The organism is Pelomonas baiyunensis (assembly GCF_043555935.1).
GTDB classification, from domain to species: domain Bacteria; phylum Pseudomonadota; class Gammaproteobacteria; order Burkholderiales; family Burkholderiaceae_C; genus Pelomonas; species Pelomonas baiyunensis.
On the sequence record NZ_JBIGIB010000004.1, the window covers coordinates 265,720 to 282,296 of the forward strand.

16 protein-coding genes are annotated in these 16,577 nt (G+C 69.6%); 7 read left to right on the forward strand and 9 right to left on the reverse strand.

Annotated features, from left to right (window positions below; genetic code table 11):
* The first annotated feature begins 50 nt into the window (after nt 1–50).
* The 5 genes from ACG01O_RS15380 to ACG01O_RS15400 all read left to right on the forward strand — a co-directional run bounded on the left by ACG01O_RS15380 (nt 51) and on the right by ACG01O_RS15400 (nt 6,138).
* On the forward strand, nt 51–1,007 hold the full coding sequence (locus ACG01O_RS15380) for a sodium-dependent bicarbonate transport family permease (protein WP_394385879.1): 957 nt from the start codon (nt 51–53) through the stop codon (nt 1,005–1,007).
* A gap of 118 nt (nt 1,008–1,125) precedes the next feature.
* On the forward strand, nt 1,126–1,941 hold the full coding sequence (locus ACG01O_RS15385; protein WP_394385880.1) for an alpha/beta fold hydrolase: 816 nt from the start codon (nt 1,126–1,128) through the stop codon (nt 1,939–1,941).
* On the forward strand, nt 1,922–3,829 hold the full coding sequence (locus tag ACG01O_RS15390; RefSeq protein ID WP_394385881.1) for a hybrid sensor histidine kinase/response regulator: 1,908 nt from the start codon (nt 1,922–1,924) through the stop codon (nt 3,827–3,829). The genes ACG01O_RS15385 and ACG01O_RS15390 overlap by 20 nt, the downstream gene beginning before the upstream one ends.
* A 293-nt stretch (nt 3,830–4,122) precedes the next feature.
* Nucleotides 4,123–4,800: a hypothetical protein gene (locus tag ACG01O_RS15395; protein ID WP_394385882.1), complete on the forward strand. Its 678-nt coding sequence runs from the start codon at nt 4,123–4,125 to the stop codon at nt 4,798–4,800.
* 90 nt (nt 4,801–4,890) lie between these two features.
* On the forward strand, nt 4,891–6,138 hold the full coding sequence (locus tag ACG01O_RS15400) for a hypothetical protein (RefSeq protein ID WP_394385883.1): 1,248 nt from the start codon (nt 4,891–4,893) through the stop codon (nt 6,136–6,138).
* 33 nt (nt 6,139–6,171) lie between these two features.
* Here the strand turns inward: ACG01O_RS15400 and ACG01O_RS15405 are convergent, their stop codons facing one another.
* Nucleotides 6,172–6,567: a DUF779 domain-containing protein gene (locus tag ACG01O_RS15405; RefSeq protein WP_394385884.1), complete on the reverse strand. Its 396-nt coding sequence runs from the start codon at nt 6,565–6,567 to the stop codon at nt 6,172–6,174.
* A gap of 66 nt (nt 6,568–6,633) precedes the next feature.
* Nucleotides 6,634–8,157, reverse strand: a complete 1,524-nt coding sequence (gene exaC / locus ACG01O_RS15410; RefSeq protein WP_394385885.1) for an acetaldehyde dehydrogenase ExaC — start codon at nt 8,155–8,157, stop codon at nt 6,634–6,636.
* 400 nt (nt 8,158–8,557) lie between these two features.
* Here exaC and ACG01O_RS15415 point away from each other — a divergent pair, with 400 nt between their 5' ends.
* Both ACG01O_RS15415 and ACG01O_RS15420 read left to right on the forward strand, forming a co-directional pair.
* Nucleotides 8,558–10,306, forward strand: coding sequence for a PQQ-dependent methanol/ethanol family dehydrogenase (locus ACG01O_RS15415; RefSeq protein WP_394385887.1), 1,749 nt, complete (start codon nt 8,558–8,560; stop codon nt 10,304–10,306).
* A gap of 74 nt (nt 10,307–10,380) precedes the next feature.
* Nucleotides 10,381–10,686, forward strand: a complete 306-nt coding sequence (locus ACG01O_RS15420) for a high-potential iron-sulfur protein (protein WP_394385889.1) — start codon at nt 10,381–10,383, stop codon at nt 10,684–10,686.
* 893 nt (nt 10,687–11,579) lie between these two features.
* On the opposite strand, the gene ACG01O_RS15425 is transcribed toward ACG01O_RS15420, so the two are convergent.
* From ACG01O_RS15425 to pqqB, 7 genes are all read right to left on the reverse strand, one after another.
* Nucleotides 11,580–12,218, reverse strand: a complete 639-nt coding sequence (locus ACG01O_RS15425) for a response regulator transcription factor (protein WP_394385891.1) — start codon at nt 12,216–12,218, stop codon at nt 11,580–11,582.
* The gene (locus tag ACG01O_RS15430) at nt 12,215–13,066 is read right to left on the reverse strand and encodes an ATP-binding protein (RefSeq protein WP_394385893.1); all 852 of its coding nucleotides are present in this window, start codon (nt 13,064–13,066) and stop codon (nt 12,215–12,217) included. The genes ACG01O_RS15425 and ACG01O_RS15430 overlap by 4 nt, the downstream gene beginning before the upstream one ends.
* Nucleotides 13,063–13,770, reverse strand: a complete 708-nt coding sequence (locus ACG01O_RS15435) for a hypothetical protein (RefSeq protein ID WP_394385894.1) — start codon at nt 13,768–13,770, stop codon at nt 13,063–13,065. The genes ACG01O_RS15430 and ACG01O_RS15435 overlap by 4 nt, the downstream gene beginning before the upstream one ends.
* Nucleotides 13,771–13,772: 2 nt before the next feature.
* Nucleotides 13,773–14,264, reverse strand: coding sequence for a hypothetical protein (locus ACG01O_RS15440; RefSeq protein ID WP_394385896.1), 492 nt, complete (start codon nt 14,262–14,264; stop codon nt 13,773–13,775).
* Between the two features lie 88 nt (nt 14,265–14,352).
* On the reverse strand, nt 14,353–14,964 hold the full coding sequence (locus ACG01O_RS15445; RefSeq protein WP_394385898.1) for a hypothetical protein: 612 nt from the start codon (nt 14,962–14,964) through the stop codon (nt 14,353–14,355).
* Between the two features lies 1 nt (nt 14,965).
* On the reverse strand, nt 14,966–15,622 hold the full coding sequence (locus ACG01O_RS15450) for a hypothetical protein (RefSeq protein ID WP_394385900.1): 657 nt from the start codon (nt 15,620–15,622) through the stop codon (nt 14,966–14,968).
* Entirely contained in the window at nt 15,619–16,554 is a 936-nt protein-coding gene (gene pqqB, locus ACG01O_RS15455; RefSeq protein WP_394385902.1) for a pyrroloquinoline quinone biosynthesis protein PqqB, read from the reverse strand. The genes ACG01O_RS15450 and pqqB overlap by 4 nt, the downstream gene beginning before the upstream one ends.
* Nucleotides 16,555–16,577 lie beyond the last annotated feature (23 nt).

Consider the following 16,577-nt stretch of genomic DNA (forward strand, 5'->3'; position numbering starts at 1 on the left):
CATAAATCAATTGTGCAGATGAACCGGCCTGCGCACCATGCCGGCCCACCATGCAAAATTTTCTCGACCCCGCCATCCTGTTCTTCGTGTTCGGCCTGCTGGCCGGCGCGCTCAAGTCCAACCTGGAGATTCCCGCGCCGATTGCGCGCTTCCTGTCGCTGTACCTGTTGATGGCGCTGGGCCTGAAGGGGGGCTTTGCGCTGGCCAAGTCGGGCCTCACGCCGGAGGTGGTGCTGAGCCTGGGCTGTGCGCTGCTGATGGCGGTGGTGGTGCCGGCGCTGGGCTACGTGCTGCTGCAGCGCTGGGTGTCGCGCTTTGATGCGGCGGCGCTGTCGGCCACCTACGGCTCGGTCAGCGCGGTCACGTTCATCACGGCCACGCAATACCTGGACAACCACGGCCTGGCCTTTGGCGGGCACATGGCCGCGGCGATGGCGCTGATGGAGTCGCCCGCCATCATCATGGCCGTGCTGCTGGCCAACTTGGCGCGGCAACGCGAGGGGCGCGCCGGTGAAGGCCACAGCCTCAAGGCGGTGATGCATGAATCGCTGACCGACGGCGCGCAGTTGCTGCTGCTGGGTGCCATGGGCGTGGGCCTGCTGACGGGTGCGTCGGGCGAGGCGGCGATGAAGCCGTTTGCCGGCGACCTGTTCAAAGGCATGCTGGCCTTCTTCCTGCTGGACATGGGCTTGCTGGCCGCGCGCAACCTGGGCTCGCTGCGGGGCGAGTCGCCCCGGCTGCTGGCCTACGCGCTGCTGGCGCCGCCGGTGCACGCCAGCCTTGCGCTGGGGCTGGCGGTGCTGACAGGGCTGTCAGCCGGCAACGGCGCGCTGCTGATGGTGCTGGCGGCCAGCGCGTCGTACATCGCCGTGCCTGCGGTGGTGCGCATCGCCATCCCGGAGGCGCGGCCGGCCTTGTACTTCGGCATGTCGCTGGGGCTCACGTTCCCGCTGAATATCCTGGTCGGGATTCCGGTTTACGTCCGTGTCGCGCAACAGGTGCTTTGACCTACAGGATGCCAGGTCTTGACCCCAGCCCCCGCCGCCGACGCATACTGCCAGCCTGCAGGCCCGAGAACCGCGGCACGCCTCCGTGACCGCCGTCCGGCCCGCCAAGGAGGATGGAATGAGTCTGTCGTCGGCTCTGGACCGCCACCATGCCCTGATCAGCGGCACGGGGGGCGCAGCCCTGGTGTTCGTGCACGGCTTCGGGTGCGATCGCAGCATCTGGCGCTTCGTGGCCCCGGCTTTCGAGCCGGATCACCGCGTGCTGGTGTACGACCAAGCCGGCTGCGGGCGCGCCATTCCCGCCTGGGACCAAGAGCGCCACGCCAGCTTGAGAGGTTATGCGGCCGACCTGCTGGAGGTGATTGAGGCGTCGGGCTTCGAGCGGGTGGTGTGTGTGGGTCATTCCATTGGCAGCGTGGTGGCCCTGCTGGCCGCCGAGCAGCGGCCCGAGCTGTTCGACCGGCTGATGCTGCTGGCCCCCTCGCCCCGCTTCATGAACGACCCGCCAGACTATGTGGGCGGCTTCGAGCGCAGCGACCTCGACGACATGTTCCACCTGATGGAGGCCAACCACTTCGGCTGGGCTCACTTTCTGGCGCCCATGGCCATGGGCGAGCACAACCCGCCCGACCTGGCCGCGCAGTTTGAAACCGCCCTGTGTTCGCTGGAGCCGCGCATCGCCCGGCACTTCGCCCGGCTGGCCTTCCTGGTGGATGTGCGCGACCTGCTGCCCCGCGTGCAGGTGCCGTGCACGCTGGTGCAGTGCTTGCAAGACAGCATCGCCCCGCCCGGCATCGGGCGCTGGATGCAGGCCCGCATGCCCGGCAGCGTGCTGCGCGAGGTGGACGTGTCGGGCCACTGCCCGCACGTGAGCCACCCGGGGCTGACCGTCGACCTCATCCGGGAGATGCTCGATGGCCGGGCTGCCCCCTGAACTGGAAGGCCTGCCGGTTGGCGTGCTGCACGTCAGCCTGAAGGCCGAGGTGCTGGCCGCCAACGCCTGCTTGCGGGAGTGGCTGGCCGCAGCACCGGGCACGCTGGTGGGGCAGTCGATCGACACCCTGCTCAGCCGCGCGGGCCGCGTGCTGTATCACACCCACCTGCTGCCCACGCTGCGGCTGCACGGCCGGGTTCAGGAACTCAGCCTGGCGCTGCGCGGGCCGCAGGGCACGCTGCATGTGCTGTGCTCGGCCCGGTTGCTGCAAACGCCGGACGGCGCCGTGGCGCAGCTGGTGCTGTCGCCCATGCGCGAGCGGCTGCGCATCGAGGAGGAGTTGAGCCGCGTGCAGCGTTCGGCCGACGCCGCACCCCTGCTGCTGTTTGAATGCGTGCGCGACGTGGATGGCCGCGCCTGGATGAGCTACGCCAGCGCGGGCATCGTGTCGCTGTACGGCATCGCGCCGGAGGCGGTGCATTTCAGCGATGCGGCCTGGCTGGCCCACGTCCACCCAGACGACCACGCCGGCCTGCAGATCAGCCGCGACATCTCGGCCACGGCCATGTCCATCTGGCGGGCCGAGTTCCGCGGGCGGGCGGGCGACGGCCCCTGGCGCCGGCACCGGCTGCTGGCCCAGCCCTATGCCGAGCCCGATGGGCGCCTGGTGTGGTACGGCACCATCGTGGACGTGACCGACGCCGTGGCCGGGGAAGCGGCCGCTCTGGAACGCGACGCCGCCGAGCAGGCCAGCCGCAGCAAGAGCGAATTCCTGGCCCGCATGAGCCACGAGTTGCGCACGCCGCTGAACGCCATCATCGGGTTCTCGCACCTGCTGGCCGAAGACCTGCACCGCGCTGAGCCCCGGCTGCTCAACCGCGTGGGGCTGATCCAGAACGCGGGCGAGCACCTGCTGCACCTGATCGACGACGTGCTGGACATCTCTCGCATTGAGGCCGGCCGGCTGCGCTTGCAACTGGGGCCGGTGGCCGTGGAGCCGCTGGTGCGGCAGGTGCGCGACAGCCTGGCCCACGCCAGCCAGAAGCGCCAGCTCACCCTGCGGTGGCACCTGCCGGAGCCCCTGGCCGTGCTGGCCGACGACACGCGGCTGCGCCAGGTGCTGACGAATCTGGTGTCCAACGCCATCAAGTACACGCGCGACCAGGGCTGCATCGAGGTCCGCGCGGAGCCCGAGGGCGACCGGGTGCACCTCACCGTGCAGGACGATGGCCCCGGGCTCACGCCGGCGCAGCGGGCGCAACTGTTCCAGCCCTTCAACCGCCTGGGCGCCGAGCGCGGTCAGGTGGAAGGCACGGGGCTGGGGCTGGTGATCAGCCGGCACCTGGTGGAGTCCATGGGCGGGCAGCTGACGCTGGACAGCGAAGTGGGCGCCGGGTGCAGCTTCCAGGTCAGCCTGCCCCGCGCCGAGCCGGTGGCCGAGCCGGCCCCACGCGCCGCGCCCACCCCCTGCATCGCCGACCTGCAGCCCGGCACCACCTGGGAGCTGCTGTACGCCGAAGACGACCCGGTCAACGCGCTGCTGATGCAGGCCTTCCTCGCCCGCTTCCCCGGCCTGCACCTGCGCGTGGCCTCCGACGGCCGCACCGCCTGCGCGCTGGCGCGCGAATTGCGCCCAGACCTGCTGCTGCTGGACATGAGCCTGCCCGACATGGACGGCCACGCCCTGCTGGCCGCCTTGCGCGCCCAACCCGCCCTGGCCGATGTGCCCGCCGTGGCCGTGACGGCCGACGCCATGCCCACCGAACGCGCCCGCGCCCTGGCCGGCGGCTTCCAGGCCTACTGGACCAAGCCGCTGGACCTGCACCAGCTGCCCGCCGACCTGACGGCCTTGTTGCATGCACAGCTGCTGAGCGCGCCGTCGCCCTGAACGCAGGCGGAGCCGCACCGGCCACCGAGCCCGCGGCCCAGCCCAGGTCCCCTCGCACAGGCCGCACCCCCTCACCGACACGCCCGGTGAGGATTCACCGCCCTGCATGCTCAGCCCTGAGGACGCCCCCACCCGCCTTTAAGGGGCGAGACGGCGCGTTTGCGCGCCCAACCTGGCGCAACCCCACGCGCCGTGTCGTTCTTGAAGAAGCCGGGGCATGTGTCATTGCCCTGTTCTTGGACGCGAGCCGCAGAGCTCGCCCCACTCACAACCGCTGACTCAGGAAGGCAACCATGTCCCACTCCCACCCCCTCGCTCGCTTCAAACCCCTGCAACGCGGTCTGCTGGCCCTCACCTGCGCATTGGCCGCCGCGTCGGCCCACGCCGGCTTGGTGTGGAACACCTATGGCAACGGCCTGGTGGATGCGCGCACCGCAAACCGCAGCGGCAGCGCGCTCCGCGCCGAGCTGTTCCAGATGACCCAGCCGGTGCAGTTGACCAGCGTCTCTTGGAGCGGCATCTACGCCCGCTATGGCGCCGCTCCGACGGAAGAGTTCGTCATCGACGTTTATGCCGCCAACCAGGGCCTTCCCAACTCTGCACCGCTGCTCACAGTCACCACCGACCAAGCGAGCCGCTCCGCCACCGGCCAATGGCTGTTCTCCGACTTCCAGGTCTACGACTACGTTGCCGCGCTCGCGCAGCCGCTGGTGCTCGGCGTGGGTGACTACTACCTGTCGGTTCGCAGCAGCGTCTCTGCGTGGCAGTGGGGCGTGACCGACCGGAGGGGCAACAGTTCGGTACTGCGCCGGATCGAGGATACGCAGTGGAATGCCAGTGACCTCACGTTTGCGGTCCGCTTGAACGCCGAGCCCACCGAAGACGGCCGCCTGCCGGAACCGGCGTCGCTGGCCCTGGCCGGCACCGCCCTGGCCGCCCTGCTGACGGTGCGCCGCCGCAGCCGCGGCTGAGCGTTGGCCCCGCAGGGCCAGGCCCTACAGTGGCGGGCTGTTGCCCACGCCCCAGCCGTGGCCTGCGTTCGCAGCCGGCGGCCCGCCACCATGCCCTTGCCCCCTCTGCTGCTGTCCGCCCTTCACCCGCTGCGCCTGGTGCGCGCCGGCTGCTGGGTGCTGGCCACCGTGCTGGCCCTGGTGGCAGGGTGGCAGGTGCACGAGCGACTGGCCCTGTGGCAAAACGCCTTGCACCTGCCCGGGCGCGTGGTGGCCCGCGGCCACAGCACGGTGGCCGGGCCCACGGCCACCAGCCCGCGCACGCAGGAGCTGCGCATCGAGGTGGACGTGGCCGACCCACGCCGCAACGGCCGTGTGGAGCGCCTGTCGCTGCTCAGCCCGGGGCTCTTCCTCACACAGCAGCCGGGCGACACCGTCACCGTGCTGCACGACCCCTTGACCCTGCCTGCGCAGGAGCCCTTCGTGCTGGCCCACCCCGCACACGACATGCTGGCGCCGGCCCTCGCTTTGGGCGCCGCGGTGCTGCTGCTCGCCTGGCCTGGGGCCGGCCGCTGGCGGCGCCTGGGCGTGCTGGCTGCGCTCACGGCCGCACCGGTGCTGGTGGGCCAGGCGGCGGCGTGGAGCCGCGCCGACACCCGCGCCGCCGACGCCGCCCTGGAAGCCCGCTGGCCGGCCTGGCCCGAGTTGGACGCCGCCGTGCCCCGCCCCTGGTGGTGGGCCCGCCTGCCCTGGCGCGGCATGAACCCGGCCGGCGCGTCAGGCGAGTTGGCCGGCGCGGCCGAATACTGGCTGGACACCCACACGCCCTGGCCCCATGCCGAGGCCGGCCTGTCGGAGCGGCGCTTCAAGTGGGCGCGCGCCCGCGTGCTGGCCTTCAAAGACCGGCCGCGAGACCTGGCCGGGCTGATCAGCGCCGGGCACGACCCCAACTTCGTGCCGCTGTACCGGTTTTTCCTGACGCACTATCTGCAGGCCCAGTGGAACGACCCGGCCTGCTCGCGCTGCAACGACCCCAGCCAAACCACCGAGATCGCCGGCGACCTGATGTACCTGTTGGTGCAGAACGGCGACCTGGACGAGGCCTGGCACTGGGCCGTGGCACTGCCCCCGCACAAGCTGGCGCAGGCCGACACGCGGGCGCGCCTGAGCTTTCTGATCGCCTATCGCGGCCTGCTGGAAGCCCGAGAGGGCGTGGACGCCGCCCGCGCCACGCTGCTGCCGCTGGTGGAAGACGCCGAGGCCGCCGCGCGCAGCGCAGGCGACACCTGGGCCCTGCCGCGCTGGCAGGCCTTCTGGCAGGCGGCCTCACCGAAGCCGCCAGCGGTGACCGCGCGCTGAGCGCCCGGGCCGTGGCGCCGTGCCCCGGCCGCGTCAGCTGACGGGCGCGGGCACCAAGGGCGCCAGCCGCGGCACCTCCTCGTCCGTCCACAGCCGGAACTGCGCCGTGAAGTGCTGGCCCGAGCCGTCTTCCAGGCCGAAGCTGCCGCTGTTGCCGGGGGCCACATCCAGCGTCATTTCCAGGCCGGCGAGGTAGTCGCACTGGGCCTGGCTGGCGTAGACGGGCACACCAGCCCCCTCGCCAACCTGACCTAGCCAGCGGTCCGCCGCGTTGAGCTTCATCTCGTGCACCGCAAAGCACATGGGTGCGCTGCCGGCGCAGCAGCCGTGCGATTGGTAGAACAGCAGCTCACCGTGCTGGCGGCGCAGTTGCTCGATGAGCGCTTGCGCGGCCGCGGTGGCGCGCACGCGGGGAATGAACTCGGGCATGGGCAGCCTCCATGAAAAAAGGGCGGCCCGAAAGCCGCCCCCGTGGCTGAGTCGCGGATCGCGCGATCAGAAGAAGCCCAAGGCGTTGGGGCTGTAGCTGACCAGCAGGTTCTTGGTCTGCTGGTAGTGGTCGAGCATGGCCTTATGGGTTTCGCGGCCGATGCCGGACTCCTTGTAGCCGCCGAAGGCAGCGTGCGCCGGGTAGGCGTGGTAGCAGTTCGTCCACACGCGGCCGGCCTGGATGGCGCGGCCCATGCGGTAGGCGCGGCTGCCGTCACGGCTCCACACGCCGGCGCCCAGGCCGTAGACGGTGTCGTTGGCAATCGCCAGCGCTTCGGCTTCGGTCTTGAAGGTGGTCACGGCCAGCACGGGGCCGAAGATCTCCTCGCGGAAGATGCGCATGTTGTTGTGGCCCTGGAACAGCGTCGGCTGGATGTAGTAGCCGCCGGCCAGGTCGCCGCCCAGTTGCGCGCGGTCGCCGCCGATCAGCACCTTGGCGCCTTCTTCCTTGCCCAGCGCCAGGTAGCTCTGGATCTTGTCCATCTGGATGGCCGAGGCCTGCGCGCCCATCATGGTGTCGGTGTCCAGCGGGTCGCCTTGCTTGATGGCGGCCACGCGCTTGAGCGCGCGCTCGATGAACTTGTCGTAGATGGACTCCTGGATCAGCGCGCGGCTGGGGCAGGTGCACACCTCGCCCTGGTTGAACGCGAACAGCACCAGGCCTTCGATGGCCTTGTCCAGGAAGGCGTCGTCCTCGGCCATCACGTCTTCAAAGAAGATGTTCGGGCTCTTGCCGCCCAGCTCCAGCGTGGCGGGAATGAGGTTGGTGGCGGCGGCCTGGGCGATGACCTTGCCGGTGGCGGTGGAGCCGGTGAAGGCGATCTTGGCGATGCGCTTGCTGTTGGCCAGCGGCATGCCGGCTTCGCGGCCGAAACCGTTCACCACGTTCAGCACGCCCGGGGGCAGCAGATCGGCGATCAGCTCCACCAGGATGAGCAGGCTGATGGGCGTGCTCTCGGCGGGCTTGAGCACCACGCAGTTGCCCGCACCCAGCGCGGGGGCCAGCTTCCAGGCCGCCATCAGGATGGGGAAGTTCCAGGGAATGATCTGGCCGACGACACCCAGCGGCTCGTGGAAGTGGTACGCAATGGTGTTGTGGTCGATCTCGCTCAGCGCGCCTTCTTGTGCACGCACGCAGCCGGCGAAGTAGCGGAAGTGGTCGCTGCTCAGCGGGATGTCGGCGTTCAACGTTTCGCGGATGGGCTTGCCGTTGTCGACGGTCTCGGCGTAGGCCAGCAGTTCGAGGTTGGCGTCGATGCGGTCGGCGATCTGCAGCAGGATGTTGGCGCGCACGGCCGGCGGCGTGGCGGCCCAGCCGGCGGCGGCGGCGTGGGCGGCGTCCAGGGCCTTCTCAATGTCCGCCGCACCCGAGCGGGCGGCTTGCGTGTAGACCTTGCCGCTGATGGGCGTGATGACGTCGAAGTACTGACCTTCGACCGGCGGCACGAACTTGCCGCCGATGAAGTTGTCGTAGCGGGGCTTGTAGGCAATCTTGGCGCCGGCTTGGCCGGGGGCGGCGTAAACGGTCATGGTCTGTCTCCTGCGTTGTGCGATGGGGGTTGGGACAGACCTCTTTCGCAGAACCCGTGCCAGCCCGCTGCAAGCGCGTTCACCCCCGGCGGCAACGCCTTCAAACCCGGGAAAGCACCCGCCAACTGTTGCAGGCTGGAGCACTGGAACACCGCGTGGCACGGCGTTGTGCCAGCGCGGGGGTGGGCAGTGCTCCACGCCGCCGCTGTCACACCGCGGCGCAGCCTGTTCAAGCCGTTGACACCGGCCCCGGTGGAACCCTGCAAACCGGCCACGGGCAGGGCCCGGAATTGCTCCAACCCGCGCCGATTTCAACTGGCATGGAGCTTGCGCTTTGGGGGGCGATCCGCTCGCCGCCTTGGCATGGCGGTGCACATCCAATCCATCAGGAGACAACCCCATGCAACGCAAACCGCTCGCCGCCCTGCTGTCCCTCAGCTTCGGGCTGATGGCTGCTGGCACCGCCCACGCCGCCGTGACCGACCAGATGATCGAAGCCTCCGCCAAGTCCGGCAAGGAAGTGCTGTCGTGGGGCCTGGGCACCGAGGGGCAACGCCACTCGCCGCTCAAGCAGATCAACACCAGCAACGTGGCCAAGCTGGTGCCGGCCTGGGCGTTCTCGTTCGGCGGTGAAAAGCAGCGCGGCCAGGAGTCGCAGCCGGTCATCCACAACGGCAAGATGTTCGTGACGGCCTCGTACTCGCGCATCTTTGCGCTGGACGCCGCCACCGGCCAGAAGCTGTGGAAGTACGAGCACCGCCTGCCCGACGGCATCATGCCCTGCTGCGACGTGGTGAACCGCGGCGCCGCGCTCTACGACAACCTCGTCATCTTCGCCACGCTGGACGCCCAACTCGTGGCGCTGGACCAGAACACCGGCGAGCTGGTGTGGAAGGAAAAGATCGACGACTACGCCGCCGGCTACTCGGCCACGGCCGCGCCCATCATCGCGGGCGGCCTGCTGCTGACCGGCGTGTCGGGCGGTGAGTTCGGCGTGGTGGGCCGCGTGGAAGCGCGCGACCCCAAGACCGGCAAGATGGTCTGGATTCGCCCCACGGTGGAAGGCCACATGGGCTACACCTGGGACAAGAACGGCAAGAAGACCGAGAACGGCATCTCGGGCACCCAAGGCAAGAGCTGGCCCGGCGACCTGTGGAAGACCGGCGGCGCCGCCACCTGGCTGGGCGGCACCTACGACCCCAAGACGGGCCTGGCCTACTTCGGCACCGGCAACCCCGCGCCGTGGAACAGCCACCTGCGCCAGGGCGACAACCTGTTCAGCTGCTCCACCGTCGCCATTGACGTGAAGACCGGCAAGATCGTCTGGCACTACCAAGGCACGCCCAACGACGGCTGGGACTTTGACGGCGTCAACGAGTTCATCACCTTCGACATGGACGGCAAGCGCATGGGCGCCAAGGCCGACCGCAACGGCTACTTCTACGTGCTGGACGCCACCAACGGCCAGCTGAACAACGCCTTCCCCTTCGTCAAGAAGATCACCTGGGCCTCGGGCATCGACCTCAAGACCGGCCGCCCCAACTTCATCCCTGAAAACCGCCCCGGCGACCCGACCGCCGCGGCCGACGGCAAGAAGGGCAACTCGGTGTTCTCGGCGCCCTCGTTCCTGGGCGGCAAGAACCAGATGCCCATGGCCTACAGCCCCGACACCAAGCTGTTCTACGTGCCGGCCAATGAATGGGGCATGGAGATCTGGAACGAGCCCATCGCCTACAAGAAGGGCGCGGCCTACCTGGGTGCCGGCTTCACCATCAAGACGCTGAACGACGACTACATCGGCGCCATGCGCGCCGTGGACCCCAAGACCGGCAAGATCGTCTGGGAAGTGAAGAACGGCGCCCCGCTGTGGGGTGGCGTGCTCACCACCGCCGGCAACCTCGTGTTCTGGGGCACGCCGGAAGGCTGGCTCAAGGCCGCCGACGCCAAGACCGGCAAGGTCGTCTGGCAGTTCCAGACCGGCTCGGGCGTGGTGGCCCCGCCGGTGTCCTGGCAGCAAAACGGCGAGCAGTACATCAGCGTCGTGTCCGGCTGGGGCGGTGCGGTGCCGCTGTGGGGCGGGGATGTGGCCAAGAAGGTCAATTACCTCGAACAGGGCGGCATGGTCTGGGTGTTCAAACTCCCCAAGTAAGCCGTTCGTTTCGATGTGAAGGCGCCGGCCTGCGCAGGCGGGCCGGCGCTTTGTTCTTCTCCGAGGTATTTCCCATGCAACCCACCCGCCGTATCTTCATGCTCCAGGCCACGATGGCCACCCTGGCCGTCCCGGCCCTCGCGCAGACGTCCCCCGTCGACGAAGCCAGCGAAACCGCCGTGGCCCTGGGCTACAAGCACGACACCACCAAGGTCGACACCGTCAAGTTCCCCAAGCACCAGGCCAGCCAGCACTGCGCCAACTGCCAGTTCTGGCAGGCCAAACCCACCGACGCGTGGAGCAACTGCGCGATGTTCGGGCGCAAGGCTCAAGTCGCCAAAAACGGGTGGTGCAACGCGTGGGTCAAGATGGCTGGCTGATCAGCCATCGGGCCGCTGTGCAGCTGTGTAGGTTGGGATGAGCCTGCGAACCCCAACGACGTTGTTGAGCGGCAGTGACCTTTCGGGCTTTTGCCTGGAGCCTTTGCCGTTCGGTGCACCGAGCCGGGAGTCCCGCCCGGCGGCGGGGTAACTTTCTTCTGGGCGCCAGAAGAAAGTCACCAAAGAAGAGGCGCTGAACCGCACACGGCCACTGGCCTGCGACGGACATCGCGCGAGAACGGGCAGTGGGTTGTGGGTACGAAGCGAGCCGCTGCGCTCTCGCTGCTGTCCTTATCCCCAACCCGACTCATCCACCGCTCGTGCGCCTAACGTCGGCTGCACGCCGAACTCACGCGTGAAAGGCAAGCGCCGTCGACGGCGCGTCACAGCATGCGGTGCATTCACTGATGAGCCCGGCGTGCAGCCGGCGTTGAGCGACTGAGCGGCACGGGTTGTAGCGCTCGTGACAAGTGGGCGGCGAGAGCGCAGCGGTTCGCTTCTACGCACCAACCGAGCGGCTGTTCTCGCGCGAGAGCCTCACGCCCCAGTCCGCTGACTTGCGGTTAGCGCCTCTCTTTTGGTGACTTTTCTCTGGCAAGACAGAGAAAAGTTACTCGCCCGCCGGGACTGAGCCCGGACACAAGACAGCCCACTGCGGGCTGTCTTGTGCCTGGCGAAGGCCTTGCCGCTTGCAAGCGGCAAGGCAGAACTCCCGGCTCGGTGCCCCGCGTCGAAAGGCTCCTGGCAAACGCCCCAAAAGTCAGCGCAGCCGAACAAGTCGTTGGGGTTCGCAGGCTCACCCCAACCTACAGGTCAGCGCAGCGACCACTCAAAAAATCCTTGGCGAGCTCGCCGCCGCCGCAGCCCGAGCAAACCAGCAGCCAAACCGCCACTCAGCCCCCCTCGATCACCCCCCGCCGCAACGCCAAATGCGCCATCGCCGCCGTTGACGCCAACCCCAGCTTGTCCCGGATCTGCGTCTGCAGGTTGGACACCGTCTTGGAGCTCAGGCTCAAAGTGCCCGCGCAGTCCGCCGGCGTGAGGCCCCGCGCCAGCAGGCGGAAGACTTCGAACTCGCGGTCGCTCAGGGTCTCCAGGCCATCCGGGTCGCCTTGCGGTGGCAACGGTTGCAGCCAATGGGCGGGCAGGCCGCTGCAGAGGTAGCGGCAGCCGGTCATCACGCAGGCGGCGGCGTCCAGCAGTTCCTGCGGGGGGCTGCTTTTGCTGACGTAGCCGCGTGCGCCCATGGCCAGCGCGCGGCGCACCATGGCCTCGCCCTCGTGCATGCTGAACACCAGCACGCGCACGCTGGCGTCGCGCTCGGTGAGCTGGCGCAGCAGCTCCAGCCCGCCGCGGCCGGGCAGGCCGAGGTCGGTGATGGTGAGTTCGGGCTGGTGCTGGCGGTGCAGGTCCAGCGCTTCGTCCACGCTGCCGGCCTGCGCCACCACGCGCCAGGCGCCGTCCATTTCCAGCAGGCGCTGGTAGCCGGCGCGCACGATGGGATGGTCGTCCACCAGCAGCAGGCGGGTCATGGGTGGGCTCCGGTGGGCAACCACAAATTGACGCACGTGCCCTTGCCAGGCGCGCTGTGCAGTTGCAGGTGGCCGCCCAGGGCGGCGGCGCGCTCGCGAGCGCCCAGCAGGCCCAGGCCGGGGGTGCTGGCTTCGGGGTCGAACCCCAGGCCGTCGTCTTGCACCTGCAGGCACACGCCGCCGTCCGCGGCGGTGAGGCGCACCGTCACGGCGGTGGCGTGGGCGTGGCGCAGGGTGTTGGACAGCGCCTCCTGCGCCACGCGGTACACGGCCATGTCGGCTTCGTCGCCCAGGCGCAGCTCGGCATTGCCCTGAAAGCGGCAAGCCGGCCACGGCCGCTGGGCGCACAGGGCTTGCAGCGCGGCGCCCAGTCCGAGCGCGTCCAGGTCGGCCGGGCGCAGCTGCCGCAGCAGGCGGCGCACGCCTTGCTGCAACTGCTCGGCACTGGCGGCGGCGCGCTGAGCGGCGGCCACGGCCTGGGGCAGGCTGGTGCAGCGCTGGGCCACGGCGGCCTCGAAGCGGATGGCGGTGCAATGCTGGGCCAGTTCGTCGTGCAGCTCGCGGGCCACGGCCTGGCGTTCGCGCTCCTGCACGGTCATCAGTTGCCGGGCGAGTTCGCGGTTGTGGCGCAGCAGCGCCGCGGCCTCGCGGTGGCGGCGCCACAGCAGCACAGCCAGGCCCACGGTCATCACGGTCAGCGCCAGGGGCAGCTCGTCCACCTGCCAGGCTTCATAACGCTCCAACAGCGCGGCCATGCGCTCGCGCCACTGGCCCAGGCCACCCAGCACGTAGGCAGCCAGCGTGGCAGCGGCCACCCAGGCCAGGTCTTGGCGCGTGGCGAGCTTCATTCCCAGCGCTCCAGCTCCAGCGTGCGCGTGCCGCCCACCAGCATGGGCGAGCTGGAGGGCTCGCTGCGCTCCATCTTCACCAGGCCTACGCCGCGGCAGTACCACTCCAGGCTGGTGAGCGGCTGGTCTTTGAAGCCGCTGATGGGATCGACGAACACGCGCACCGTGGCGCTGCCGCGCACGCGCAGGCAGGGCGAGAACTTGCCCGCCGCCACCTGCACCTCGTCGGCCACGGCCTCGATGGTGTAGGTCATGGGGATGTTGGGGTGGCTGTGCTTGAGCTCACGCGGGTACTCGTGCGTGCGCATCAGCAGGTAGGTGGTGGTGCCGGCCTGCCACTGCGTGCCCGCCACGAACGGCGCCTTCAGCACGAAGCGGTCGGCGGGGTCGGCCACCGGGTCCACCTGCATGTCGCTCTTCTGCGCCACGCGGCGGATTCCGGCTTCGTCGCTGCGCAGCCAGTAGGTGATGCCGCTGTCGCTGCGGCGCAGCCACGCGGGCTGGTCGTCCAGCACCAGGGTGTCGCGGCCCTGGGTGCGCAGCGTGAGCGTCTCGCGCTCGGGCGCCTCGGCGCCGCTTTGCGTGGTGACGCGGTAGGTCCAGCGGTGGCCGGCGGCGAGCGGGAACCAGGCTTCGTTGCCGGCCTCGGGCGAACGGCCGCAGCCTGCGAGCACCACGACGAGAAGTGAAAGGCAGCGGCGCATGGTCACTTTTCAGGCAACTGGGGGAGTGGCATGTCGCGCAGCTTCACTTGCTGCTCATCGCTGCCCGGCCGCAGCCACGACAGGCCCTTGCGCGGTTTGGCCTCGGCGGTGCCGAGCTGGCTGATGCCGTTGCGCACCTTCTTCAAGCCCTCGTTCAGCAGGCCGTGCAGGTCTTTGCTGTAGGGCAGCGCGTAGGCGCGGGGCTGGGCGGCGGGTTTGCCGTCTTCCACGGCGTTCACCCAAACGTACAGGGCCCCGTCGCGCTTGGGGCCGGGCTCTTCGATGACCGCGGCCAGCAGCACGAAGCGCTCGGGCAGCGGGTCACCGCTGGGCCAGCCCCACAGGGTGTGGATGGCGCTCTCGCCGTAGAAGTAGAACGCTGTCACGCCCACCACCAGCAGGCCGCGCAGCCACGCGGGCCAGCGGGATTGCAGCAGGGCGAGCAGGCACAGCAGCAGCAGGGCGGCAAAGCTCAGGATGATGGGCAGGGTCATGTCAGTGCCGCCCGGCCGCCCGAAGGCACTGATGAGCCCCCGCGGGGGGCAATGAGCGAAGCGAGTGTGGGGGCTGTTTCATTTGCGATCAGGGTCGTTGCATCAGGCTCTTGGGCAGGGTGTTCACATTGACCACGCTGCCGTCGGGCTGCAGCGTGAAGCGCACGGCGGTGGCCTCGTCGCCCTGGCGGGCGAGGCTGACGGTGCCGTAGAACACGACATCGGCACGCGGGTTGACCTTGATGACCGTCACGGTCACCGGCACGGGCTGGCCGTCGTGCGACTGGTAGTACTGGGCGTTGACGACGAACTCGCCGGGCACGATGCCGCGGATCGTCACCACCTCCTGCCGGAAGGGGCTGAGGATCTTTTGCCCGTTGATGATGGTGGAGGCGTTGCCCTCGCCGCGGTCGTCGCGGTCCAGGTACATCAGGCCCGCCTCGCGCTGGCGGAACCACACCAGGTTGCCGCCGGGGTCTTGCACCCAGGTGTCGATGTCGTTGGGGCTGTTGTCGGGCCAGGCCACGTTGATGAGGTACTCGGCCTTGGACGGCACATCGCCGGCCTTGGTGGCGCGCGGGTTCATGGCCAGCAGAGCCACGATGAAGCAGAAGACGAAGCCGATCAGCAGGTTGAACAGCATGTCGTAGAAGGGGTCGACCTCCGCCTCCCGCGAACCCCGGCGGCGCGTGCGGGCCATCTCAGTCCCCGTCCTTCGTGATCGCGGTGTGCTGGATGTCAGCAACCAAGGCGTCGGCAAAGCGATCGAGGCGCGTCAGCTGCAAGCCCAGCAGGATGTTGCCCACCAGGCCCACCATGGTGGTGAGCAGCGCTACGCCCAGGCCGCCGGTCAGGCTGCGCAGCAGGTCTTGCGACTGCGCCGGGTCAAAGCTCTGCAGCTTGCCCAGCGACAGCGCGAGCATGGAAAAGCCGATGACCTTGCCCAGCAGCCCGAGCTTGAGCTGGATGCCATTCACCCACCAGGCCGTGCCGTGCGGGCCGTGGCTGTGTTCCAGCAGCAGGTCGGCCGCGGTGCCGGCGTCGCGCGCGCTGGCGGCGGCGTACTCGGCCGCCCACACGCGCTCGCCCGGGCGGGCCTGCTGCGGGTTGCGCAGCAGCAGGCGCTGGCGTTGCAGCTCGCGCGAGCGCTGGCCGCACCACAGCGTGGCCGCCACAAACACCACCAGGATGACGAGCGTGAGCCCCGTCGGGTCGGCCCCCAGCAGCAGTGCCCACACGCCTTTGATGCCCAGCAGCCAGGTGCAGAACGCGAACGCGCCAATCAGCGTGAGCCATTCCAGCCACAGGGGCTCGGCGTCGCGCCCAGCGGCGGCGAGGTGAACAGAACGTGAGGTCACAGGTCGATCTCCATGCCGTCGTGCGCCACCTCGATGCCTTCGGCTGCCAGCTCACGGCAGGGGCCGCTTTGGCGGTCGAGGATGGGGTTGCTGTGGTGGATGTGCGTGAGCACCTTGCGGGAGGCACCGCTGGCACGCAGCACCTCGATCATTCCGGCGCGGCCGGCGTGGCCTTGCTGCGGCAGGTGGCCCTTGTCGGTGGCGCTGGCCGTGCCCAGGCCGGCGTCCCGCAGGCCGTGTTCGGTCCAGAAGCTGCCGTCCACCACCACGCAGTCGGCCGCCTGCATGCAGGCCAGTTCGTCCTCGCCCACCTCGGCCAGCGCGGGCGACAGGAACAGCCGCCCGCCGGTGCGCAGGTCCTGCACCTGCAGGGCGATGCATTCGCCAGCCGCTTCGCTGCGCAGCCGGGCATGGCGTGGCGCGCGGGCGGGCACAGCCACCGCGGTGAAGCGCAGCGCCGGAAAGCCCGGAATCTCAAAGCTGGCGCTGCGCGTGTCGCCCGCAATGGGCAGCATGCGCCAGCGCACGCGGCAGTAGCTTTCCAGCACGTTGAGCAGCGGCAGGTCGGCGGTCAGGTCCTCGAACACCAGCGGCGTGGCGCACACCTCCAGCTCGCGGCTTTCGCGCAGCGAGAGCAGGCCGGCCACGTGGTGCAGGCGCGAGTCCAGCAGCACGACGGCGCGAATCGGCACATCGCCCGCCTGGTGGGGCTGCAGCGCCGGCGTGCTGCGAATCTGCTGCGGCAGATCGGGGCTGGCGTTGATGAGCAGCCAGCCCTCGCCGGGCCGGCCGTCTTGCGAGAGCGCGATGGCGCTTTGCGTGCGGGCGCTGGCGTCCAGGTCGCCCCGGCGGAAGGCGCTGCACTGCAGGCAGTGGCAGTTCCACTGCGGAAAGCCACCACCCGCGCCGGAGCCAAGCACGAGCAGCTTCATGCGAAGCCCTCGCGGCGCGTGAA

Bases quoted from the DNA above. Each gene is read 5' to 3' on its own strand.
- ACG01O_RS15380 (WP_394385879.1), top strand. From the start codon at position 51: ATGCAAAATTTTCTCGACCCCGCCATCCTGTTCTTCGTGTTCGGCCTG.
- ACG01O_RS15385 (WP_394385880.1), top strand. From the start codon at position 1,126: ATGAGTCTGTCGTCGGCTCTGGACCGCCACCATGCCCTGATCAGCGGC.
- ACG01O_RS15390 (WP_394385881.1), top strand. From the start codon at position 1,922: ATGGCCGGGCTGCCCCCTGAACTGGAAGGCCTGCCGGTTGGCGTGCTG.
- ACG01O_RS15395 (WP_394385882.1), top strand. From the start codon at position 4,123: ATGTCCCACTCCCACCCCCTCGCTCGCTTCAAACCCCTGCAACGCGGT.
- ACG01O_RS15400 (WP_394385883.1), top strand. From the start codon at position 4,891: ATGCCCTTGCCCCCTCTGCTGCTGTCCGCCCTTCACCCGCTGCGCCTG.
- ACG01O_RS15405 (WP_394385884.1), bottom strand. From the start codon at position 6,567: ATGCCCGAGTTCATTCCCCGCGTGCGCGCCACCGCGGCCGCGCAAGCG.
- exaC (WP_394385885.1), bottom strand. From the start codon at position 8,157: ATGACCGTTTACGCCGCCCCCGGCCAAGCCGGCGCCAAGATTGCCTAC.
- ACG01O_RS15415 (WP_394385887.1), top strand. From the start codon at position 8,558: ATGCAACGCAAACCGCTCGCCGCCCTGCTGTCCCTCAGCTTCGGGCTG.
- ACG01O_RS15420 (WP_394385889.1), top strand. From the start codon at position 10,381: ATGCAACCCACCCGCCGTATCTTCATGCTCCAGGCCACGATGGCCACC.
- ACG01O_RS15425 (WP_394385891.1), bottom strand. From the start codon at position 12,218: ATGACCCGCCTGCTGCTGGTGGACGACCATCCCATCGTGCGCGCCGGC.
- ACG01O_RS15430 (WP_394385893.1), bottom strand. From the start codon at position 13,066: ATGAAGCTCGCCACGCGCCAAGACCTGGCCTGGGTGGCCGCTGCCACG.
- ACG01O_RS15435 (WP_394385894.1), bottom strand. From the start codon at position 13,770: ATGCGCCGCTGCCTTTCACTTCTCGTCGTGGTGCTCGCAGGCTGCGGC.
- ACG01O_RS15440 (WP_394385896.1), bottom strand. From the start codon at position 14,264: ATGACCCTGCCCATCATCCTGAGCTTTGCCGCCCTGCTGCTGCTGTGC.
- ACG01O_RS15445 (WP_394385898.1), bottom strand. From the start codon at position 14,964: ATGGCCCGCACGCGCCGCCGGGGTTCGCGGGAGGCGGAGGTCGACCCC.
- pqqB (WP_394385902.1), bottom strand. From the start codon at position 16,554: ATGAAGCTGCTCGTGCTTGGCTCCGGCGCGGGTGGTGGCTTTCCGCAG.